Origin of the sequence: Sorangium sp. So ce128, from assembly GCF_051525245.1 — a bacterium.
GTDB lineage: Bacteria > Myxococcota_A > Polyangia > Polyangiales > Polyangiaceae > Sorangium > Sorangium cellulosum_B.
The window spans coordinates 6,885,212-6,905,591 of record NZ_CP150313.1; the positions used below are offsets into that span (position 1 = coordinate 6,885,212).

Annotated in this window: 19 protein-coding genes; 6 read left to right on the forward strand and 13 right to left on the reverse strand. The window is 71.8% G+C overall.

What is annotated here, in order from left to right:
• Window positions 1-2: 2 nt before the first annotated feature.
• The 3 genes from WME82_RS26110 to WME82_RS26120 all read right to left on the reverse strand — a co-directional run bounded on the left by WME82_RS26110 (window position 3) and on the right by WME82_RS26120 (window position 2,562).
• On the reverse strand, window positions 3-1,118 hold the full coding sequence (locus WME82_RS26110) for a pyridoxal-phosphate-dependent aminotransferase family protein (RefSeq protein WP_437739182.1): 1,116 nt from the start codon (window positions 1,116-1,118) through the stop codon (window positions 3-5).
• A 48-nt stretch (window positions 1,119-1,166) separates the two neighbouring features.
• The gene (locus WME82_RS26115) at window positions 1,167-2,024 is read right to left on the reverse strand and encodes a serine/threonine protein kinase (protein WP_012237410.1); all 858 of its coding nucleotides are present in this window, start codon (window positions 2,022-2,024) and stop codon (window positions 1,167-1,169) included.
• A 121-nt stretch (window positions 2,025-2,145) separates the two neighbouring features.
• Window positions 2,146-2,562, reverse strand: coding sequence for a tellurite resistance TerB family protein (locus WME82_RS26120; RefSeq protein WP_438037515.1), 417 nt, complete (start codon window positions 2,560-2,562; stop codon window positions 2,146-2,148).
• 172 nt (window positions 2,563-2,734) lie between these two features.
• On the opposite strand from WME82_RS26120, the gene WME82_RS26125 reads away from it, so the two are divergent.
• Complete coding sequence (locus WME82_RS26125) at window positions 2,735-3,472, forward strand: tetratricopeptide repeat protein (protein ID WP_437739183.1); 738 nt, start codon at window positions 2,735-2,737, stop codon at window positions 3,470-3,472.
• 27 nt (window positions 3,473-3,499) lie between these two features.
• Here WME82_RS26125 and WME82_RS26130 read toward each other — a convergent pair whose 3' ends face one another.
• Entirely contained in the window at window positions 3,500-3,868 is a 369-nt protein-coding gene (locus tag WME82_RS26130; protein WP_437739184.1) for a hypothetical protein, read from the reverse strand.
• Window positions 3,869-3,878: 10 nt separating this feature from the next.
• The gene (locus WME82_RS26135) at window positions 3,879-4,229 is read right to left on the reverse strand and encodes a hypothetical protein (RefSeq protein ID WP_438037516.1); all 351 of its coding nucleotides are present in this window, start codon (window positions 4,227-4,229) and stop codon (window positions 3,879-3,881) included.
• Window positions 4,230-4,418: 189 nt separating this feature from the next.
• Here WME82_RS26135 and WME82_RS26140 point away from each other — a divergent pair, with 189 nt between their 5' ends.
• Window positions 4,419-5,129: a nucleotidyltransferase family protein gene (locus WME82_RS26140; protein ID WP_438037517.1), complete on the forward strand. Its 711-nt coding sequence runs from the start codon at window positions 4,419-4,421 to the stop codon at window positions 5,127-5,129.
• Here WME82_RS26140 and WME82_RS26145 read toward each other — a convergent pair.
• The 3 genes from WME82_RS26145 to WME82_RS26155 form a co-directional block, all read right to left on the reverse strand.
• Window positions 5,118-6,263, reverse strand: a complete 1,146-nt coding sequence (locus tag WME82_RS26145) for a DegT/DnrJ/EryC1/StrS family aminotransferase (protein WP_438037518.1) — start codon at window positions 6,261-6,263, stop codon at window positions 5,118-5,120. The genes WME82_RS26140 and WME82_RS26145 overlap by 12 nt on opposite strands.
• Window positions 6,264-6,340: 77 nt before the next feature.
• Window positions 6,341-7,339, reverse strand: a complete 999-nt coding sequence (locus WME82_RS26150) for an SDR family NAD(P)-dependent oxidoreductase (protein ID WP_437739188.1) — start codon at window positions 7,337-7,339, stop codon at window positions 6,341-6,343.
• A 172-nt stretch (window positions 7,340-7,511) separates the two neighbouring features.
• Window positions 7,512-7,874, reverse strand: coding sequence for a hypothetical protein (locus WME82_RS26155; RefSeq protein WP_438037519.1), 363 nt, complete (start codon window positions 7,872-7,874; stop codon window positions 7,512-7,514).
• Window positions 7,875-8,053: 179 nt separating this feature from the next.
• Between WME82_RS26155 and WME82_RS26160 the strand changes: the two genes are divergently transcribed.
• Together WME82_RS26160 and cysK are read left to right on the forward strand one after the other, a co-directional pair.
• The gene (locus WME82_RS26160; RefSeq protein WP_437739190.1) at window positions 8,054-8,914 is read left to right on the forward strand and encodes an endonuclease/exonuclease/phosphatase family protein; all 861 of its coding nucleotides are present in this window, start codon (window positions 8,054-8,056) and stop codon (window positions 8,912-8,914) included.
• A 181-nt stretch (window positions 8,915-9,095) separates the two neighbouring features.
• The gene (cysK, locus tag WME82_RS26165; RefSeq protein ID WP_437748031.1) at window positions 9,096-9,986 is read left to right on the forward strand and encodes a cysteine synthase A; all 891 of its coding nucleotides are present in this window, start codon (window positions 9,096-9,098) and stop codon (window positions 9,984-9,986) included.
• A 50-nt stretch (window positions 9,987-10,036) separates the two neighbouring features.
• On the opposite strand, the gene WME82_RS26170 is transcribed toward cysK, so the two are convergent.
• The 4 genes from WME82_RS26170 to WME82_RS26185 all read right to left on the reverse strand — a co-directional run bounded on the left by WME82_RS26170 (window position 10,037) and on the right by WME82_RS26185 (window position 17,782).
• Window positions 10,037-11,584, reverse strand: a complete 1,548-nt coding sequence (locus WME82_RS26170; protein WP_438037520.1) for a complex I subunit 4 family protein — start codon at window positions 11,582-11,584, stop codon at window positions 10,037-10,039.
• Window positions 11,581-13,014, reverse strand: coding sequence for a proton-conducting transporter transmembrane domain-containing protein (locus WME82_RS26175; protein WP_438037521.1), 1,434 nt, complete (start codon window positions 13,012-13,014; stop codon window positions 11,581-11,583). Before WME82_RS26175 ends, WME82_RS26170 begins: the two co-directional genes overlap by 4 nt.
• Entirely contained in the window at window positions 13,004-16,063 is a 3,060-nt protein-coding gene (locus WME82_RS26180) for a YbcC family protein (RefSeq protein WP_438037522.1), read from the reverse strand. Before WME82_RS26180 ends, WME82_RS26175 begins: the two co-directional genes overlap by 11 nt.
• A gap of 78 nt (window positions 16,064-16,141) precedes the next feature.
• Window positions 16,142-17,782 (reverse strand): SulP family inorganic anion transporter, encoded by a 1,641-nt coding sequence (locus WME82_RS26185; RefSeq protein WP_438037523.1) that lies wholly within the window; start codon window positions 17,780-17,782, stop codon window positions 16,142-16,144.
• Window positions 17,783-18,069: 287 nt separating this feature from the next.
• Here WME82_RS26185 and WME82_RS26190 point away from each other — a divergent pair, with 287 nt between their 5' ends.
• Both WME82_RS26190 and WME82_RS26195 read left to right on the forward strand, forming a co-directional pair.
• Window positions 18,070-18,657, forward strand: coding sequence for an RNA polymerase sigma factor (locus WME82_RS26190; protein ID WP_438037524.1), 588 nt, complete (start codon window positions 18,070-18,072; stop codon window positions 18,655-18,657).
• Entirely contained in the window at window positions 18,654-19,262 is a 609-nt protein-coding gene (locus tag WME82_RS26195) for a hypothetical protein (RefSeq protein WP_437911352.1), read from the forward strand. Before WME82_RS26190 ends, WME82_RS26195 begins: the two co-directional genes overlap by 4 nt.
• A 97-nt stretch (window positions 19,263-19,359) precedes the next feature.
• Here the strand turns inward: WME82_RS26195 and WME82_RS26200 are convergent, their stop codons facing one another.
• On the reverse strand, window positions 19,360-20,352 hold the full coding sequence (locus WME82_RS26200; RefSeq protein ID WP_438037525.1) for a sigma-54 interaction domain-containing protein: 993 nt from the start codon (window positions 20,350-20,352) through the stop codon (window positions 19,360-19,362).
• Window positions 20,353-20,380: the final 28 nt, after the last annotated feature.

Below are 20,380 nucleotides of genomic sequence, written 5' to 3' on the forward strand. Positions count from 1 at the left end.
GCTCAGACGACGCGCGCGAGCGCCTTGAGGAAGATCTCGTAGGCCTCGAGCGGGTACTCACCCATGTGGAAGATCCGGAACAGCCGGTCCGAGAGCTTCCCCTGGGCGGCGTAGATCTCGAACACGTGCCCATCGACCGGCTCGCTGGCGAGCCGGCTCGCCATCTCGTCGTACGTCCGCCCGGCCGGGATGTGCAGCGCCGTCCCGATCGACTGGAGCGGCATGTTCTCCCAGCGCGCGATCGTCAGCCCGAGGCGCTCGTAGCCGGGGCGCAGGATCGCGCAGCGCGCCTGGTACACGGCGTGACGCCCTGCGACGCCGCCGGTAGCGGCGAGGTGATCGAGCGCCGCGATCACCTGGCAGAGGCTCATCGGATCGATCGTGTAGGGGTGCGCGCCGCCCTGCTGGGCGCGCCAGGTCTTGTGGAGCTCCAGGCTCGGGACGCGGGCGGGGATCCGCTCCATCTCGGCGAGCAGGTCCTTCCGGACCAGCGCCACCGTCAGGTTCGGGTGGCTGTGCAGGCCCTTGTTGCACGAGCCCATGACGGCGGCGATGCCTGAGCCCTCGAGGGCCAGCGGCTCGACGAAGAGCGCGCTGATGCCGTCGACGAGGAGCTTCTTGCCGTACTTCCGGGCAAGCGCGCCCACCTCGGGCAAGGGGTTCAACGTGCACGTCGACGTGCCCCCGTAGACCATGGCCACCGCGTCGACCTCGTCCGCCGCCAGGGTGGCCTCGATCTTCGCGAGGTCCGGCCTCTCGCCGTAGGGCAGGCACATGTCGACAACCGGCTGGCCGAGCGTGGCGGCGTACTCGAAGATCCGGTCGCCGTAGGCGCCGTTCCGGACGACGAGGAGTCGCTCGTCGCGCCGCAAGCAGGAGCCGAGCACGGCGGCCATGGAGGTCGATCCCGAGCCCGTGAGGAGGATGGCCTCGTAGCTGGGCGCGCCGAGGGCCTCGACGATGCCGTGCCGTGCCCGGTCGAGCAGCGGCCGGAGCCGAGGGCCACGCGGGACGATCGGGCTCTCCCCGTAGGTGCGGGAGACCTGGTTCACCGCGTCCGGCAGGTGGAAGACCGCGGGCGTGAGCGAGACGACGCGTGGCGTTTCGGCGGCGATCATGCGGCGAGATCTAGCCCGGAACGCGCGCGGGACGCAGGGGAGATTGCGCTACGCCCAGCGGAGCTGGCGCAGATCGTCCCAGACATCGCGCGCGGAGTGGTAGCGGTAGGCGTCGCGGCGGCGCAGCAGCTTGGCGATCACCTGGCTGAGCGGCGTGCCGAGCGCCTCGGCCTTCTGCCGGGGGGTGCCCTCGGCGATCTGCCGCGTGATCTCCTCGTAGGCGACGTTCACGTCGATGGCCGGTTGCCCGGTGTGCATCTGGTACATGAGCAGGCCGAGCTGGTAGAGGTCGCTCTGCGTCGTCGTGTAGCCCGCCGTCACGAGCTCTGGCACGAGGATCTTCGGGTTCGCGACCTGCGGGCGGAACCAGCGGGTGACGCCGTCGAGCTGGTGCGCCACGCCGAAGTCGGTGAGCTTGACGAGCGGCCTGTGGTCGAGCTGCGAGATGAGCACGTTGCCCGCGTGCAGGTCGGCGTGCACGACGCCGTTGTCGTGCAGGTACTGCAGCGTCATCAGCAGCTGGCGCGCGAGCTCCAGGAGCAGCGGCGGCTGGAACGGGGCGCCGAGCAGCGCCCGGAGGCTCGTGTCGCACCGCTCGAGCGCCAGGTAGAACAGGTAATTCACCTCGAACGCGTCGTGGATGTAGACGATGTTCGGGTGGCGGAAGCTCTCCAGGCGGAGCATCTCGCGCGACCACTCTTCCTTGACGACCTGGTAGGGCTTGTTCGCCGGCCGCAGCATCTTCAGGGCGTACACCTGATCGAACGGCCCGCTGCACTCGTACACCGAGCCATACTGCCCGTCGCCGATGAGCGCCCCGATCACGTACGTCCCCCGGGTGGAGGTCAGCGCTGAGCCCGGCACCGGAAACGGGATCAGGAAACTACCAGTGGAGGACCAGGTCACGGCGAGGCCATCGTAACCGAAAACGCCGGCGCCCGTTCACCCCGCCGCGCGCGGCCCGCGTTCGCGGCGCAGGAGGCGCCCCTGTCCCCCCGCACGCGGCGCGCCGAGGGCGGCCGGCCGCTCATGAAGCGGCGAGCTTCCGCACGATCTCCGCGGCCTCGGCCTGATCGAGCTCGAGCGCCGCGGCGACGTCGAGCAAGAGCTCGCGCTCGCTGCTCCTGACGATCCCGTCGGCGACCACGACCTGAGCGGCCAGGAAGAAGGCGACCTTCCGGGCCTGCGGGCTGGCCAGCCGTTCCTTGAGCGACGCGAGCCGGGCCGCGCGGCCCTCCTTGTGGAGCTGCTCCACCACGGTCTGGAGGAGCGTGTCCATGGTGCTCTGCGGGATCCGTCGATCCGTGAGCGACTCTACGCTCCGGGCGAAATGGATCCTCTCCTCCGGGCTGAACTCGCCGTCGGCGAACGCCGCGAGGAACATCAGCTCGACGAGCGCCTCGAGGTTCGGCTCATCAAGCGTTTGCAGCGGAGGAGGGCTCATCTGGGGCATCGGCTCCGTGTACACCGAGGCCCGGCGCGGGACCAGCCCTGGAGCGCCCCCCTTACCCCGCGCGCCCGGGGCAAACGTGCGCGCCCGGGGCAAACGCGGCGGGGTTGAATGTGCCCGAGGGGCGGCATTGGGAGAGCGCTCCCTGTGTGTCATGAGTTCGAGCATGCACGTGCGCGAACTCGCCCAGTCGCTCCTCGGCGCGCTCTTCCTCTGCGGCTGCAGCAGCGCGACCGCGGCGCGGCGCCCTGCCGATCCGGGCCGACCTGCCCCCGAGGGGCGCGCGGCGACGCCGCGAGCCGCGGCGAGCGCCGAGGCGGCCCCGCCGCCGCTGCGGCTGCCCTGTGAGGCGGACGATCTCGTCGGCTGTACGAACGGCTGCGCCGACCACCAGATCGAGGACTGCGTGACGCTGGGATCGATGTACCTGGGCGGAGCGATCGTCTCGATCGACGTGGAGCGAGCGATGACGCTGTTCGAGAAGGCGTGCGCGGAGGGGAGCGCGCGCGGCTGCTTGCGGCTCGGCGACGCCTACCACGATCGGCTCGCGCGCGCGGACGGCGCCGGCGGGGCGAGCGAGGCGGACGAGGCGGCGCTCTACTGGCACGCGCGCGCATGCCACGCGGGCGCGAACCTCGGATGCCTCGCGGCAGGCAGGGCCTACCTCCACGGCCAGGGCGCGAGCGCCGATCCCGGGCGCGCGGCCGCGCTGTTCCAGCGCGTCTGCGAGCGCGGGAACGCCCCCGCCTGCGTCGAGCTCGGACATCTGCACGCGGAGGGCGAGGGCGTGAAGCGCGACGACCGGAAGGCGGTCGAGCTGTTCACGAAGGCGTGCAAGCTGGGCCTCGACGAGGGGTGCCTGCGGGCGAGCCGGTCCGGCGACGTCCTCCCGCCGCGCGACTGACGCGCCCTCGACCGCCGCTCTTCGCCGTCAGTCGGTCCGGCGGCGCTGGGCGATGTCCAGCGCCGCCGTGATCATCGCGGTGAGCTGTGTGTCCGACACGTTCTCGGAGGGGAGCACCACGAGCTCGGCGCCGATGCGCCGCGACAGCTCCATGAACCCTTCCGGATCGAACGCCCGCACGTCCTGCGTCATCACGATGGCCAGCGGGTTCAGCCATGCCGCGCTGCCGCGCAGCGACACGAGATCGCACGCGAGCAGGTCGGCGCCTTCGACGAAGACCAGCCGCCGGCAACGCTCCGCGAGCTGCTCGCTGGCGCTCACGATGAGCACCACCGAGGCCGATGCCGTCCGCTTGCTGCGCCCCGCTGGGCGCGTCGGTAGTTCTCGCGTGCTCATGAAGCCCAGGTCAGCGAGCGAGCAGCGGGCGCCCGTACGGGACGGGCCCGGCGCCCGGCGCCCGAGCCCGCGCCTCGTCGGCGAGGGCGAGATCCATGACGAAGGAGCCGAACGGCAACCGGAAATCCCGGTCGTTCGGTTTGGTCGCGTAGAAGGCGAGCAGCGAGAGAACGCTCCCGATCTGCGCCGCGGCCGGATCGCCCTCGCACGCGTTGAAGCGGTCGGCGAGCGTGCACAGCTGCCGGAAGAGCGGACCGCCCGGGTGCGGGCCGGCGCTGCACATGGCGAAGGTGCCGCTGCCTCGATATCCGAGCTTCCGGCGCTTCCTGGCGGGGGTACGGGACGGAGGTACCATCGTCATGATTGCTGCCCAAGTCGCCTGTGAGGGGTGAATCGCCCCACGCCGGGGCTGACCTGCCGCGGGACGCTCTCCAACCAGTAATAGAGCAGCCCGAAGAGAGTCAATCGGAGAGGACGCCGCGGGCCGGGCAACCGTGAAATTCTGCGGAATGGTCACCCGTCCGGGCAGCGCGTGGGTATACGTCATCGCATGAAGGCAGTCGTGCTTGCCGGCGGCAAAGGCTCCCGGCTCCGCCCCTACACCGCCCTTATCCCGAAGCCGCTCATGCCGATCGGGGATCACACGATCGTCGAGATCCTCCTCCGGCAGCTGGCGCGAGCGGGGGTCACCGACGTCGTGATGTGCGTCGGCCACCAGGCCGCGCTCATCGAGGCGGTCGTCGGCGAGGGGAGCCGATACGGGCTGCGCATCGCCTACCAGCGCGAGGACACGCCGCTCGGGACCGTGGGTCCGCTCCGGATCATCGAGCGGGACCTGCCGGAGCGCTTCCTCGTGATGAACGGCGACATCCTCAGCGATCTCGACTTCACCGCGCTCCACCGGACGGGCGAGTCGACCGGATCGCCGCTCACCGTCGCCGTCTGCGAGCGCGCCTCGAAGATCGACCTGGGGGTGCTCGACCTCGGCGCCGACGGGCGCGTCGTCAGCTTCCGCGAGAAGCCGACGTACACGTTCTGGGTCAGCATGGGCATCTACGCGATGAGCCGCGGCGTGCTGCGCTTCATCCCCGAGGGCCGGCCGTTCGGGTTCGACGACCTGATGCACGCGCTGCTCGGCGCCGGCGAGCCGGTGGCCACCTTCCCCTTCCGGGGCCACTGGCTCGACATCGGAAGGAGCGACGACTTCGCCGAAGCGCAGGACGAGTTCGAGAAGAACCGGCAGCGGTACCTACCGGAGTGACGCGGCGAGCGCCTCGCACACGGCGTCGACGTCGGCGTCGGCCATGCGCGGGTGGAGCGGCAGCGTGAGCTCGCGGCCCGCGATCGCGTCCGTCCGCGAGAGCCCCTCCTTGCGCACCCGGTCGGAGGCGCCGTGGTGCGAGAAGCGGTGGATCGGCGTGTAGTGCACGCTCGTCTGGACCCCGCGCGCCTTCATGGCCTCCATCACGGCCTCGCGCGAGGTGCCCTCGGGCAGGAGCACCGGCATGAGGTGGTGCGCGCTCTCCCCCAGCCCGCGCGCGTAGAAGTCGCGGTACGGCAGCCCGAGGCCCCGCACCCCGGCGAGGCGTTCGTGGTAGCGCGCCGCGAGCGCGCGCCGGCGCGCGTTGCCCGCCGCGAGCCGGCCGAGCTGCACGAGGCCGATGGCGCTGCGGATCTCGTCGATGCGGTAGTTCATGCCCGCGTCCACGACGTCATAGGTGAACGCGTGCCCCTTGTGCCGATCGAGGGTGAGCGTCGTCATCCCGTGCGCGCGGAGGAGCCGCATGCGCGCGTGGAGCGCGTCGTCCCTCGCGATCACGGCGCCCCCCTCGCCGACCGCGAGGTTCTTGTTCGAGAAGAAGCTCAGGCAGCCGACGTCCCCCAGCGTCCCGAGCGCCCTGCCCCGGTAGCTCGCGAGCGGCGCGTGCGCCGCGTCCTCGACCACCGCGAGCCCCCGCTCGGCCGCGATCGCGCAGATCGCGTCCATGTCGCAAGGGTAGCCGGCGTAATGGACGACCGCGATCGCCCGCGTCCTCGGGGTGATCTTGCGGACGATGTCGGCGGGATCGATGCTGAGGTCGTCGCCGCCGACGATGTCGGCGAGCACCACGTTGGCCCCGCACAGGAGCGCGGCGTTGGCGGTCGCCACGAACGTGAGGCTCGGGCAGATCACCTCGTCGCCGGGGCCCACGGAGAGCGCGGTGTACGCGAGGTGCAGCGCGGCGGTGCAGTTCGTCACGGCGAGCACCCGCGGGGTGCCGAGCGCCTCGCCGAGCTCCCGCTCGAACTGCGCCGTCCGCTCTCCCATCGTCAACCAGCCCGACGCGACGACCTGCCGCGCGGCCTCCGCTTCTTCAGGCCCGAACGAGAGATCGCTGAGAGGTATCTTCCACATGGCCTTCCATCCATCCAGCCGGCGCCTCGCGGAGAGGGCGCGCGAGGCGCTGGCCCCCGGCCGCGCGGCGGCGTGCGTCAGATCGCGTACTCGCGCGGCCGGTAATCGGTGAGGTGACGCTCGACATAGGCGTACGTCCGCGCGAGCCCCTCCTCGAGCGGCACGCGGGGCGCGTAGCCGACGAGCTCCGCGGCGCGACGGAAATCGGCGAGCAGCACCATGACCTCGCTCGCGTCGGGGCGCACCCGGGCCTCGTCCGTCACGAGCTCCGCGCGCTTGCCCGTCACCTCGAAGATGAGGCGGACCAGATCGCCGATGGAGATGGCGCGCCCGCTCCCGACGTTGAGCGTCTGCCCCACGGCCCGCGCGCTCGATCCGACGAGGAGGAAGCCGGCGACGGTGTCGGCCACGAAGTTGAGGTCCCGCACCGGCGCGGTGCTGCCGATGCGGAGCGCGGCGCTGCCGGCGGCGAGCTGCTGCATCACGCTCGGGATGATCGCGCGCGACGACTGCCGCGGGCCGTAGGTGTTGAACGGCCGGATGGTCGCCACCTCGAGGCCGAACGAGAGGTGATAGCTCTCGGCGAGCTTGTCGGCGCCGATCTTCGTGGCCGAGTACGGGGACTGGCCGGTCAGGGGGTGCGCCTCGTCGATCGGCGTGTAGCGCGCGGTGCCGTAGGTCTCGCTCGTCGACGTGTGGACGACGCGCGCGCCGTGCTCGCGCGCCGCCTCGAGGACGTTCAGCGTGCCCTGCACGTTGGTCGCCACGTACTGCTGCGGGGCCACGTACGAGTACGGGATCCCGATCAGGGCCGCGAGATGGAACACGACGTCGGCGCCGCGCACGAGCGACCGGACCGCGCCCGCGTCCTCCACGTTGCCGGGGACGACCTCGACCTCCGCGAGGACGTCCTCGGGGAGCCGGTCGAGGTGCCCGCGCCGCGAGCCCGACGTGTACCGGACGAGCGCCCTCACGCGCGCGCCCTCCCGGACCAGCGCCTCGACGAGGTGGCTGCCGATGAACCCGCCGGCGCCGGTCACCACGACGCGCTTGCCGCGATAGAAGCCTTCGCTCACGGCCGCGTCCGTGGCCCCTGCGGGTTCGCGCGTCAAGCGCGTACCGAGGCGGCGCGCCCGTTTGCGCCCGGCAGCGCACTCCCGCGCGCGGCGCTGGCCGGCGCGCGCCGCGCTCGGGCAGCGCCGCCGCGCAGCGGCCCGCGGGGCTCGCTGGCGGACGGCGTGGCGGGGATCACTGGATCTGGATCTGGTCGGTGGGCGTGTTGCCCGCCCCCTCCGGCGTGCCGATCTCGCGGTGCACGCAGAGCCCCTGCTTGCAGTAGGCGTCCGGCGGGGCCTTGCAGTCCACCTTGGGCTCCTCGCACTTGCCCGTCTTGTAGCTCTCCGAGAGGGGCTTGATCTTGTCGAAGGTCGCGTTGCTGATGGGCTTCGCACAGCCCGGCCACTCGCTCTGACGGCAGTCGGCGTCCGTGTTGCAGTGCTGCGCCTTGTTCACCATCTCGAAGGCGTCGCCGCGGACTTTGTCGCACTCCTTGGGATCCATCTTGCTCTCGCAACCGGCGACCAGCGCGAGCAGGAGGAAGCTCGCGGTCATGCGGAGCGAGGTCCGAGGTCGGAAGGAGGCCGATCCAGGCCGCCCGCGTCGACGAGCACACGTGATCATTCAGGTTCTCCCGGTCAAGGCCGCCCTTCCGCGCCGGAGGGGCAGCGGCCTGCGCCGGGCCCTTCGTATCACGGCTGGATCCGGGCGCGCAGCTGGCGTAGCCCGTCGGCATGGAACGTCCTCGAGAAGGCTCCGGGATCAGCGGCTCCCCGCACGGCGGATCCGGCATCCGTGTTCGCAGCTCCCTCCGGGTGCTCAGCCTGAACATCTGGAACCGCCACGACCCGTGGGAGGCGCGCCTCGAGCTCATCCGGGAGGGTCTCCGCGAGCTCGATCCCGACGTGGTCGGCCTCCAGGAGGTGCTGTCGTACGAGGGTCGATCGCTGGCCGACGGCATTGCGGACGGGCTCGGCTACGAGGTCGCGTTCGGCGCCGCGCACGACCTCGGCGGCGGCGTGCTCTTCGGCAACGCGGTGCTGTCGCGCTGGCCGATCGCGCGGAGCCAGGCGTTCCCCCTGCCCACGGGTGAGACCGACGAGAAGCGCTCGATCCTGCTCGCCGAGCTCGGGTCGCCCCACGGCGCGATCCCGTTCTTCGTCACCCACCTCAACTGGAAGTTCCACCACGGCGCCGTGCGCGAGGCGCAGGTCGCGGCCGTGGCCGACATCGTCATGCGCGAGGCGCCCATGGAGGGCCTGCCGCCCATCGTCGTCGGCGACTTCAACGCGCAGCCCGAGGCCACGGAGATCCGGTTCATGAAGGGGTTGCACGCCCTGAACCAGAAGAGCGTTTACTTCGCCGACACCTTCGACCAGACGGGCAAGGGCCCCGGATTCACCTTCGATCCGGTGCGGAACCCGTTCGCGGCCATCACGAACGAGTACCCGCGCCGCATCGATTACGTCTTCGTCCGCGGCCCGGACGCGCAGGGGCGAGGCAAGCCGCTCTCGTCGAGGGTCGTCTTCGAGGAGATCCGCAACGGCGTCGCCGCTTCGGATCATTACGGGGTTCTCTCGGAGATCTCGATGTAAAGCGGGGCCGGCGCCCCTGGAGGGGCGTGCGCTCCGGCACGTTGCCCGGGGATGCCCTGTTCACGTGTACACTGGCGGCATGTCGTCCCCTCGAGCACCGGGCGACGGACCGCCGAGTCCGCCCGACGCGCCTGGTGAGAGCTCGGCTCCTCCGCCTGCTGGCGTCCGCGTCGGTCCGGTCGTGCCGGACGCCCTGTCGCTCATCGGCGGCACGCCGCTCGTCCGCCTTGCTCGGGTCTCGCCCGAGGGCGGAGGCGTCGTCTACGGCAAGCTCGAGTCGATGAACCCGGGCGGCAGCGTCAAGGACAGGGCGGCGCTCGGCATGGTGCTCTGCGCCGAGCGCGAAGGGATCCTCAGGAGAGGGTCGACCATCGTCGAGGCGACGAGCGGCAACACGGGGATCAGCCTCGCGATGATCGCCGCCGTACGCGGCTACCGCTGCGTGGTGGTCATGCCCGAGGACATGAGCGTCGAGCGCCGGCACGTCCTCCGCGCGTACGGCGCCGAGATCGTCCTCACGCCCGAGGGCCAGGGCATGGCCGGCGCGGTCGCCCGCGCGATCGAGATCTGCGAGGCGACCCCCGGCGGGTGGATGAGCCAGCAGTTCCAGAACCCGGCGAACCCCGGCGCCCACGCGCGCGCCACCGGCCTCGAGATCCTCGCGCAGACCGGCGGCGACGTCGCGGCCTTCGTCGTCGGCGTGGGCACCGGCGGCACGCTGACCGGCTGCGGGCGCGTGCTCCGGGATCAGCTCGGCGGCGCGGTCCGCATCTGCGCCGTCGAGCCGACGAAGAGCGCCGTGCTCTCCGGGCGAGGCCCCGGCCCCCACGGCATCCAGGGCCTCGGCCCCGGCTTCGTCCCGGCGATCCTCGAGCGGTCGCTCATCGACGAGATCCTCACGGTGACCGAAGCGGGCGCCTCGCGCATGGCGCGGCGGCTCGCCCGCGAGGAGGGGCTCCTCGTCGGGCCGAGCTCCGGCGCCAACGTCCACGCGGCCGTGGAGATCGCGCGCAGGGTGCGCGGGACGATCGTGACCGTGCTGCCCGACTCGGGAGAGCGCTACCTGCTCTGAGCGATGGCCGGCGGCGGCGAGCGCAGCGCGCGCCGTCCGCCGGGCGCGGCTCAGGGCGACGGCCGTCCGTCACGACGGGGCGCCCGGCCGTCCGCGTCGATGGATCGGCGGTTCGCGGCTGCCGCGAGGCGCGCCTGCGCGCCGTGCGCCACGTCGTGGAGGACCCGCTCGACCACCGGCTCATGGATCGCGATCAGCCGCGCCGGGGCCACCCCCAGGACCAGGGTGAGCGCGACCAGCGCGAGCAGGAACGCTCGCTCCCGGAGCACGAGCGCCTCCAGCGCGGCGCCCTTCAGGTGGCGCCGGAGCGGCCCCAGGAAGGTCCGCTGGAACGCCCGGAACAGCGTGATCCCGTTGAGCGCCGCCGCCGTCAGCGCCAGCACCGCGAGCACGGGATGGGCGTGCAAGATTCCATGCAGGAGCAGGTCCTCGCTCACGAACGAGAGCGCCCCCGGCATCCCGATCATGGCGCACGCGAGCAGGAAGAAAAAAGCGGCCATGCGGGGCGTCCGGGCGACGAGGCCGCCGAGCTCCCGCGTGTCCGCCGTGCCGGCGCGCGCCTCGATCGCGCCGACGACCATCGTGAGCCCCGTGATCGCGATCGACAAGGCGATGCTCTGCAGGAGGGCGCCGCTCACGCTCTGCGGGCTCAGCGAGGCGACCCCCAGGAGCACGAGCCCCTTCTGGCTCGCCACGAGGTAGCCGAGCAGCCGGCGCAGATCGGTCTGGACCAGCGCGAGCACCGCGCCGTGCAGCGCGCTGATCAGGCCGAGCACGGCGAGGATCGGCATGCCGTCGGCGGAGCCCACGGGCAGGAGCGTCACCCCCACGCGAACGAGCACGCAGACGCCGACCTGCATCTGGGCGAGCAGGATGGTCACGCCGAGCGGCCCCCGCTCCAGCAGCACCGGCAGCCAGCCGTGGAACGGCACGGCGGCCATGCGCATCAGCACGGCGATGCCGACGAGCGCGAACAGCGGCGACTGCCATGCTTCGGGGACGCCGACGCGGGCGATCTCCTCGACGTCGAACGGCAGGGCGGCGCCCTGGCGCGCGGCGAGCACGGCGATGGCGCCGATCGCCACGACGAGCGGCGCCGTGCCCCCCAGCAGGAAGATGCGGCAGGTGCGCCGGAGGAGCGGGTCCTGGGCGCCCTTCCTGGCGACCAGGCGATCCACCGGCACGAGGGCGGCGACCCACGCGGCCGCGAGCACCGCGAGATCGACCGCGCAGAACACGCCGAGGATGGCGCTGCCGGTCGCGAGCAGCGCGGCGGCGCTGGGCGGATCGATCGCGGCGCGCGGGCTCGCGGCGAGCAGGGCGAGCAGGACGAAGCCGAGCAGCGGGAGCAACGTGATGGTGAAGCCGTCGAGGCCGAGGCGGAGGCGCGCTCCGAGGAGCGGCAAGGTGGGCCCCCCGGCGGTGAGCGTGACGCCGGCGTGGGAGAGCGCGAGCGGCAGCAGCGAGAGGAGCAGGGTGAGCGCCGCGCCGATGAGGGCGACGCGGCGCGCGCGCTCGTCGCCGCGCGCCCGGGCGGCGAACAGCGCCGCGATCGCGGGCGTGAGGACGAGCGTCCCGAGGAGCGGAAAGGCGTTCACGTGCGAGCCCTCTTCGTATCGCGCGCGCGGGGCTGGAAAGCCGCCGCGATCTCTGTCTCTTCGCGCGCGCCCTCGTCGCCGGGCGTCGCGGGGGCGCGCTCAGGCCAGCCGCTCAGCGCCGCCACCCAGCGGCGCTCGCTCCGGTCGAGCAGGCGCCCGAGGCGCATCAGCGGCGCGGCGACCAGCCGCTCCTGCAGCCCCTCGAGGTGGAACCGGTCGAGCGACAGCCAGTACGCGCGCCGCACGAGCGCCGCCGGCAGGAGCCGGCCAGCGAGCCCGAGGTGCGGCAGCGGCTCACCGGCGTGCGCGGCCCGGATGTCCTGCGCGTCGCGGAGCGCCGAGGGGGCGCGCAGCAGCTGGAGGCAGCGCAGGCAGGCGTGGGCGAACAGGTGGACGAGCGCGAGCCAGTAGAGCCCGAGCCCGATCTCCACGAACATGAGCCCCACCTGCGTCATCGTCGCGTGCGCGAGCGCGCCCTTCACGTCCGCCTGCACGCGCCCCACCATCGTGCCGTAGACGGCCGTCGCCGCCCCGACGCAGGTGATCACCACGCTCGCGGCGAGCGAGCGCTGGAGCAGCGGGGCCACGCGGAGCATGAGGTACACCCCGGCGTGCACCGAGATGGCGCCGTAGAAGAGCGCGCTCGATGGCGTCGGCCCCTCCATGGCCCGCGGCAGCCAGCTGCCCAGAGGAAACTGCGCGCTCTTGCCCATCGCGGCGAGGAACAGGCACAGCGCGAGCGCCGTCGCCGCGCCGGGCCCGAGCGACGCGGCGGTCCCGGGCCAGGGCGAGCCGCCGAACACCTCGCCCCACTGCGAGGAGCGGGCGACGTCGTGCATGAGCACCGCGCCCCCGAGCAACCCGACGTCGCAGAGCCGGTAGGTGATGTACACCCGCACCGCGGCCCGCGGCGGCGCCTCGCGCTCGTGGAAGAAGGCCACGAGCAGCACGCTCGTCGCGCCGACGAGCTCCCAGCCGGCGAAGAGGAGGTCGACGGTGCCCGCCGACACGAGCCCCAGCATCCCCGTCGAGAACAGCGCGAGGAGCAGGAAGAAGCGCGCGAAGCCCGGCTCGCGGTGCAGGTACGCCACGGAGAACCTGCCGACCAGGAGCGCGATCAGCGAGACGAGGAGCATCATCGTCGCCGACAGCCGATCGACGAGCAGGACGACCTCGAACGCATAATCGCCGAGCTCGAACCAGTGGCCGAGCGCCACCGGGACGAACGCGTAGGGCGCCGCGACGGCCGAGAGCCATATCGCCAGCGAGGCCGCGAGCGAGAGCGCGAGCGTGGAGAGCACGACGCGCGACACGACGCGCTCGCTCGGCGTGCGAAGGAGCAGCAGGTAGGCGCCGAGCGCGGCGAACGCCGCCGCCGGAGAGAGCACGGCGAGCGCGGCGAGCTTGCCGAGGAGCACATCAGACAGCATGGTCGACGACCTCACGTGGCCGCGTGGACGCGGCTCGAATGAGCGCAGGCGGAACGAAGCCGGACCTCCCGGCGTACCAGTCGGCGGAGCGCTGGACCGCAGGCAAGGGTTGATCCGGTGGAGAGAACGGCGCGAAGCCGTCGCCCGTGAAGCACGCGATCCGGCGCGTCGCCGGATCGACGCAGGCGAGCTGGATCCAGCCGTTGCCGATGAGCTCGCGGAGGGCCGGCTGCCGCGCGTAGAGCGCGGCGGCCGTGTCCGTGCTCGCCTCGACGACGACGAGCAGGCGCACCGGCTCGTGGATCTCGATCATCTGCCTCGGCAGCCCGGTGCGCAGATCGCTCAGCGATCCCTCCATGACCCCGAGCAGCGAGGCGAGGTTGTGAGGGAGCTTGGTGCCGGCGCCATAACGGCGGTTGTCGACGCAGGAGAAGTAGTACTCGAGGTTGATCCCTGCCCCGACCGGGCCGACCGCGAGCAGGATGCGCTCGAGGATCGCTCCGCCCTGGTCCTGGGTCGGGTCGTACGAGACGAGGAACGCCCTGCGGTCGAGGAACAGCCCGCGGGTGAGCGAGCGGCGGCCGACGACGCAGACCGCGTTGGTCACGTGCCCCAGCTCGGGCCGCGCCTCGCTGAGATCCGCGGCGCGCGCCTCGACGTGCGCAAGCGCCCGCGCGGCGTCGCCCTCGCGCGGCGCCGACGCGAACCTCCGGCAGCGCTCGTGCGCGTGCTGCTGGCGCGCGGCGTCGAGCGCTCCGACCAGCGCCGAGAGCTCGCCGCGGTGGGACGCCGGCACGAGGTGCTGATCGTAGAGGACGATCTCGTCCGTCGTCGTGTTGTTCATGCCGCCGAGGAAGAAGGTCCCGCCCGGGATGTCGATCCCGCGCGCGGCGAGCAGCACGCGGACCTCGGGATCGTTCGCCATGACCGCGAACAGCCGCGCGTTCGGGCCGCCGTGGCGGCCGCCGCACGCGCCGCAGTCGTACGCCGACTGGTGCGGGTTGTTCACGCTGGTCGCCCCGTGGCCGAGCACGACCACGATCGGCGCGAAGCCGCGCGTGAGCCCCATGTTCTCCAGCGTGGCGGCCACGCGGGCCGCCTTGGCCGCGGCGGTGAACGGCTGCCCCTCGCCGCCCGCGGCGGAGCCCTCGTCATGCGGGCTGTGGAGCCGCGTCGGCACCGGCGGGAGCAGGCGCCGCTCGAGGGCGCGGCGCAGCCGCGCCACGGCCCGCGGAAAGAGGGTCCGCCCCACGAGCGGGACGGTGGACAGGAGGCCCAGGGTCGGGGTGAGCAGCACGCCGCGCGCCATGGTGCGGGTACCGCGCCCCAGCGCGTGCAGGAGCCGCGCCCAGCGCTTGCGGCGAGCCCTTCGGCGCCATCCCGCCTCCTCCTCGTGCGGCCGCTCGACGATCTCGTGCGCCGGCTCCACGCCGACCGGGCAGAGGCTCACGTGGCCGGCGTCGTCGAGCCCGCGGTAGCGGATCGGCACGCCGAAGAACCCGGCCACGCCGAAGGTCTCGTGCCGCGGCGAAAGCTCCTCGAAATGCCTCCGGAGGCCCTCGCAGCGGTCGTCGATGCAGAACGCGACCTGGAAGCGGGGCGCCTCGACGGAGCGCTCCTCCTCCGGGCGGCGGAGGTTCGCGGCGACCCCGTGCAGCACCTCGGCACGGTGGTGGTGCTCGTAGGCCTCATGCAGGACGCGGCGCCGCGCGATCTCGTCGAACGCCTCGAGCGCCTCGAGCGCCCAGACGCGCTCCGCCTTGGATAGCGGCTCGATCTCGGCGGCCGAGAGGCCGGCGAGCTGAGCGAGCTGGAACAGACGGAACGGCCGAGCAGGGTCGGGCGAGCTCGACGGCGGCGCAGGTGGCCGCGCGGCGCGCCGGGCATGCTCGACGAGGCCGGCGAGCGGTCCTCGGTACCCCAGCCGCCGGCGCGCGACGTCGCGCAGCGCGTACCGGGCGAGCGTCAGGCGCACGGCGAGGTACTCGACCAGCGACACGGGCGGCGATCCCGGAGGCCGGTCGCTCGGCGTGTGCTCGAGGCGGTGGATCATGCCGGCCCAGCCCGGCAGCTCGAGCAGCACGCGTGTCACGTACACGTCCCAGTGATCCTCGGCGACGGAGAGCTCCTCGAGGGCGCGGACGGCGATCGCGGGCGGCGACAGCGCCTCCGCGTCGAACCGGCGGACCTCCGCGTCGAGCCCGACGAAGGCCGGGGCGGCCAGCCGGGAGCCCTCGAGCGCCATGTCGCGGAAGCAGCGCCAGAGCCCCTTCGCTCGATCGGGCATCGTCCAGTGTGCAATGCCCTCGTCGAGGTAGGCGCCGAGGAACCGGATCATGGGCGGATCGATGAGCTCGGCCGGATCCTCGCCAGCCAGCTCGACCAGCAGATCGCGGTGCGACCGGTCTGCGCCCACGCGCTCGACGAGCGGCGGATCCGTGGGCGGGGCGGGCGGCAGCGGCACGGCGCGGCACGCGTCCCAGAGCGCGAGGGCGGCGCGCGACTCCGGATCGCGGCCCCCCCGGTCGCGGAGGCGCGCCGCGATCTCCTGGCGCGCCTCGAGCCAGCGCTCCGTGCTCTGGACGATGCGCCGGCGCCGCTCGTCGGGGACGTCGGCCCGGAGCCTGCGCGTCTCCCCGGCCTCGGAGATACGCCACAGCAGGCCCGCTGCCGTCTCGGCGTCGATCGGATGGCGCAGCGCGAGCCGCTCGATCTCGTGCCGGGACAGCGGGCCCCGGCGCTCGTCCGGCTGCGCGGCGAACCGCCCCGCGAGCGCGGCCTCGAGGTCCTCGTCGCCGATCCGACCCGACGCGATGTGCGCGCGGTAGTCTGCCTCGGAGAGATACGGCTCGGCCTCGAAGATGGCGCTCGCCGCGGCGAGCGCGTCATGGAACGGCAGGTGCTGGAACGCGTGCAACGTGTTGTGGTGGACGAATACGCCGATCGGCCCCTGCGCCGGCAGGAGGTGTCCGGCGTGATCGACCACGTCGCGCAGGTGCTTCTGCCGGGCGGCGCTCGCGCGAAGATCTTGAGAGAGCTCGCTGTTCATGGGGTTCCCGAGTGGCGGTTGTTCCTGGAGAGCCCCACGCGCGCATCCCCCCTTCGCGCCATGGCGTCTCGACTCGATTCAGCGCTCGGCGACGGGGCTGATGACAGGGCGCTTCCTCGCCGAGAGCGGGTGGGATGACATCTGAAAATGATCGCCGAGGCCGGCGAGCGTCAACTTCCGCCCATTTCGTTCCATCACGCCCTGGAGCTCATGCAGGTTGGACATGACCGTGTGATCGACCAGGCGGGCATTCGCGAAGTCGATCTCGATGTTCGAGACGTGCGCGTGGTTCTCGATCTTCCGCTGGATGCTGAGGTAATTGCTGAAGATGGCGGCGTGCTTGACGCGCAGCACGACCCGCCCCTCCTCGACGCGCTCGTCCACCTCGGAGCGGAAGAGGACGCGCAGGGGCGCGCCGTTCGTCAGGTGGATGAGCAGCTTCACGGCGATGCCGGCCGCGACGCCGACGAGCAGATCGGAGACGATGCACATTGCAGCCGTGGTGGCGAAGATGACGAGCTGCTCCCTGCCGATGCGGAGCGTCTTCGCGAACTCCTTGGGCGACGCGAGGCGGGTGCCCGTGAAGGTGAGCATGGCGGCGAGCGCGGCGAGGGGGATCCGGTGGATGAGGCCCGGCGCGAAGGCCACGAAGAGGAGGAGGAAGGTCCCGTGAAAGAAGTTGGACAGCCGGCTCTTCGCGCCGTAGCCGATGTTCGCGGAGCTGCGAACGATCTCGGAGATCATCGGCAGCCCGCCGAGCAGGCCCGCGATGAGGTTGCCCACGCCCGTGGCCAGCAGATCCTTGTCGAGGTCGGAGCGGCTCTTCGCGGGATCGAGCGCGTCGACGGCCTTCGCGGACAGGAGCGACTCGATGCTACCCACCAGCGAGAACATGACGATATATTTGATGGACGCGGGCGTGCCGACGTGGCTGAAGTCCGGGAAGACGATCGCCTGGATGAGGTTGCCCGGCAGGTTGACGAGGAAGCTCGGCCCGATCGCGTACGTCGTGTGGGTCGCCGCGAGCGTGTACGTGTGCTCGTGCTCGAGATCGAAGAGATAGGCGAGCGGTACGGACAGCGCCAGCACCAGCATCGGCGCGGGGATCTTCTGCATCCAGCGCGCTCTCTTGGCGACCACTGGATAGCCGAAGAGGAGGATCATCGAGAGGATGCCGATCGAGGCGATCTCGGGGTTCAGGCGCAACAGGCTGCGCGGGATCTCCAGGATCAGGTGGAGCGGGTCTTTCGCCGACGGCGTGACGCCGACGAGCGTGTGGACCTGTTTCGAGCAGATGATGATCCCGATGGCCGCCAGCATGCCGTGGACCACCGAGGAGGGGAAAAAGTCGCCGAGCGTGCCCGCGCGCGCCAGGGCGAAGACGATCTGTGTCACCGCGGCGACGGCGATGCAGGCGAGCGCGCGGCGGTAGCCCACGGCGTTGTCCCCACCGCCGAGCTCCTGAACGGCGCCCAGCGCAATGACGATGAGGCCCGCGGCGGGCCCCTTGATGGTCAGCGGCGCGCTGCCGAGCCAGGTGGCGACCATGCCACCGACGACGGCGGTGAGCACGCCCGCGATGGGGGGGAACCCGCTCGCCATGGCGATGCCCAGGCAGAGCGGCAGGGCGATCAAGAAAACGAGGAACCCTGAAACCAGGTCGTTCCTCCATGTGGACGCCGAGGACGTCGACGCCCTCGAAATGTTCGGATTGGACATGCGGTGCTCGCCTTGGAGTTCGGGCACCATGTGGGCCCGCTGTTCGTCAGAACACGGCCCAGGACGGGACCAGTCGGTCGGAGGTTCCCGCTCGGGGTGACGATTTCGCACGGCGCCCAGGAACCTCGGCGCGGATCCGTTCCGTCCCAGGGCGGCCGATGGACATTTCTTGCTCCTTCGGGGTGACGTCGCTCGCCCCCTCGTGGCGCGAGCAGCGGGCGCTACCCCTCCGTCCATTCCACGCTAGAGTTCCGGTCTTCGACGCTCTAGATGCTCGAGCGGCCCTCATGACCGAATCGCGACCCCCCCTCGGCGAATCGCGCGCGGAGTTCGAGTCGGCGGTGCGCCCGGTGCTCCCTCGGCTCTATCGATTCTGCGCCTTGCTCTGCGGCGCGCGAGATCAGGCGGACGATCTGTTCCAGAACGCGTTGCTCAAGGCATACCTGCACGCGGCGTCCTTCGAGGGGCGCTCCGACCTCGGCGTCTGGCTCTGCGGGATCGCTCGGCACGAGTACTTGGAGGCTTACCGGACCGAGGCGCGGCGCCGCAGCCTGCTCGAGCGGCTCGTCGAGGTGTGCACCGACGCGCTCGGCATCCTCCCTCGCGCCGAGGTCTCGAGCCCGGAGGCGGCCGCGATCTTGAGCCAGGACACTGGAGTGCTCCTTGCGTGCCTCCAGGAGCTGCCGGAGGAATTCCGCACCGTGGTGGTGCTATGCGACATCGAGGAAGTCGGGTATGACAGCGTGGCCGAGATCCTCGGGATCCCCAAGGGAACAGTGAAGAGCCGCCACGCCCGCGGGCGCGCGCGGCTGCGCGACGCCTACGAGCGTCTGGCGGCGCCGCGCGTCGTCGCGGAGCGGGAGGGTTCGACGTGAGCGAGCGCGACGACGATCTGCCCCCCATTCCGCCGGATCTCGCGGCGAGCATGCGGGCGCTGCGCTCGATGAGCCCCTCCGATGCGCTCGTCGAGCGCGCGCTGAGCAAGCTCCCCGAGCGACCGGAGCGCCCGGCGGCGGCCGGCGGCGCGCGCTCGCGGCGGGCGAGCGACCGCCGGGGGCGGATGGCGTTCATCGCAGCCCCGGCGCTCGCCGCGCTGGCGGTCGCCGTCTTCGTGGCGGGCGACAGGGGCGCGTGCTCTCCGGCGATCGAGCGATCCGAGGAGCGTGCCGTCGCCTTGCCTGACGAAGGGCACGCGTGGACGCACCTCGATCTGTGGACCCACCGCCACGCGGACGAGCCGGCGGTGGTCCAGCTCGAGGTGCCGGAGCACGTGCGCGTGCGGTTGCCTGACGGCGAAGGTGGATCGCTGGAGCAGCACTGCCGGCAGGAGCGCTGCTCGCACAGGCTGACGCGCTACCGCGGCGACGCGCCGCTCGGCGTGGCCGTGGCTCAGCCGGGCCGGTATGAGATCCGCGTCCGTCACGAGTCGAACGAGGCGCGCGTGCGCGAGCGCTTCGTTCTGATAGCTGAACGCGAGTGAGCCCAGCGAGACATGTTTACCGCAACCTGGGTGGCTCCGGTCGTTACCGCAGCCTGCGGGCAGCCCCAACGTAGGTAGTCGGCCGGGCCGGCCCGGCTCACTTCTTCGCCGCCCTCTGCTCTCCACGGACAGGCCCGCTTGGCACCCGCACGCGCCCCGCTGCGACGTAGCGTTGCACCGTCCTCAGGCTGATCCGAAGTCGCGCCGCCGCCTTGACCTTGTCGCCCCCGTCGCGCTCCAGCGCCGCCTGGACGATCTGCTGGATGAGCGACTCCAATCCGTCGTCGAGGTCGAGCGCGGGCGGGGTGCTGGCGCGCGACACGCCCGCGGCGGCTTCTTCGGGCACGACCAGCGAACGGACGCCCTCGGGCAGATCGGCCACGCGCACCTGTCGCCCATCCCGGAGCAAGCAGAGCGTCTCCACGACGTTCCGGAGCTCGCGCACGTTGCCAGGCCAGTCGTAACGGAGCAGCAGCGCCTTGGCCTGCCGGCTGAACCTCGGCGGGCGAACCCCGTGTCGCGCCGAGTGCTGCGCGGTGAACTGATTCAGCAGGGGCGCGATGTCAGCGCGTCGCTCACGCAAAGCGGGGACATTGAGCGTGATGCCCTGGATTCGATAGAACAGGTCGGCGCGAAAACGACCCGCGCGCACCTCCTGATCGAGGGGTCGTAGCGTGGCGAACATCAACCGGACATCCGCCTCGATCTTCGTCGCGCCGCCGACGCGCATGTACCGGCGGTTTTCGAGGAATCGCAGGAGCTTCGCCTGCATCGGCATCGGCATATCACCGATCTCATCGAGCAAGAGAGTGCCCCGCTCGGCCGCTTCGACTTTGCCCTTCGCTCGCTCGCTTGCCCCGGTGAACGCGCCGCGCTCGTGACCGAAGAGCTCGCTTTCGAAGAGTGCGTCGGGGATGGCCGCGCAATTGATGGGCACGAACGGCCCCCGCCGGCGCTCCGAAAGCTCGTGCGCGCGCCTCGCCAGCACCTCCTTGCCGGAGCCGCTCTCGCCGATCAGCGTCAGGGTGACGTCCTTCGCTGCGACGGCGCGAAGGATCTGGTCCGCCTTCTTCATGGCGTGGGAGCGCATGATCGGCTCAAACACCACGTCAGGTCGT

Coding starts and splice junctions, on each gene's coding strand:
- WME82_RS26140 (WP_438037517.1), top strand. CDS start 4,419: ATGAAGGCAGTCGTGCTTGCCGGCGGCAAAGGCTCCCGGCTCCGCCCC.
- WME82_RS26110 (WP_437739182.1), bottom strand. CDS start 1,118: ATGATCGCCGCCGAAACGCCACGCGTCGTCTCGCTCACGCCCGCGGTC.
- WME82_RS26130 (WP_437739184.1), bottom strand. CDS start 3,868: ATGAGCACGCGAGAACTACCGACGCGCCCAGCGGGGCGCAGCAAGCGG.
- WME82_RS26145 (WP_438037518.1), bottom strand. CDS start 6,263: ATGTGGAAGATACCTCTCAGCGATCTCTCGTTCGGGCCTGAAGAAGCG.
- WME82_RS26175 (WP_438037521.1), bottom strand. CDS start 13,014: ATGCTGTCTGATGTGCTCCTCGGCAAGCTCGCCGCGCTCGCCGTGCTC.
- WME82_RS26135 (WP_438037516.1), bottom strand. CDS start 4,229: ATGACGATGGTACCTCCGTCCCGTACCCCCGCCAGGAAGCGCCGGAAG.
- WME82_RS26180 (WP_438037522.1), bottom strand. CDS start 16,063: ATGAACAGCGAGCTCTCTCAAGATCTTCGCGCGAGCGCCGCCCGGCAG.
- WME82_RS26160 (WP_437739190.1), top strand. CDS start 8,054: ATGGAACGTCCTCGAGAAGGCTCCGGGATCAGCGGCTCCCCGCACGGC.
- WME82_RS26125 (WP_437739183.1), top strand. CDS start 2,735: ATGCACGTGCGCGAACTCGCCCAGTCGCTCCTCGGCGCGCTCTTCCTC.
- WME82_RS26155 (WP_438037519.1), bottom strand. CDS start 7,874: ATGACCGCGAGCTTCCTCCTGCTCGCGCTGGTCGCCGGTTGCGAGAGC.
- WME82_RS26185 (WP_438037523.1), bottom strand. CDS start 17,782: ATGTCCAATCCGAACATTTCGAGGGCGTCGACGTCCTCGGCGTCCACA.
- WME82_RS26200 (WP_438037525.1), bottom strand. CDS start 20,352: ATGCGCTCCCACGCCATGAAGAAGGCGGACCAGATCCTTCGCGCCGTC.
- WME82_RS26120 (WP_438037515.1), bottom strand. CDS start 2,562: ATGAGCCCTCCTCCGCTGCAAACGCTTGATGAGCCGAACCTCGAGGCG.
- WME82_RS26190 (WP_438037524.1), top strand. CDS start 18,070: ATGACCGAATCGCGACCCCCCCTCGGCGAATCGCGCGCGGAGTTCGAG.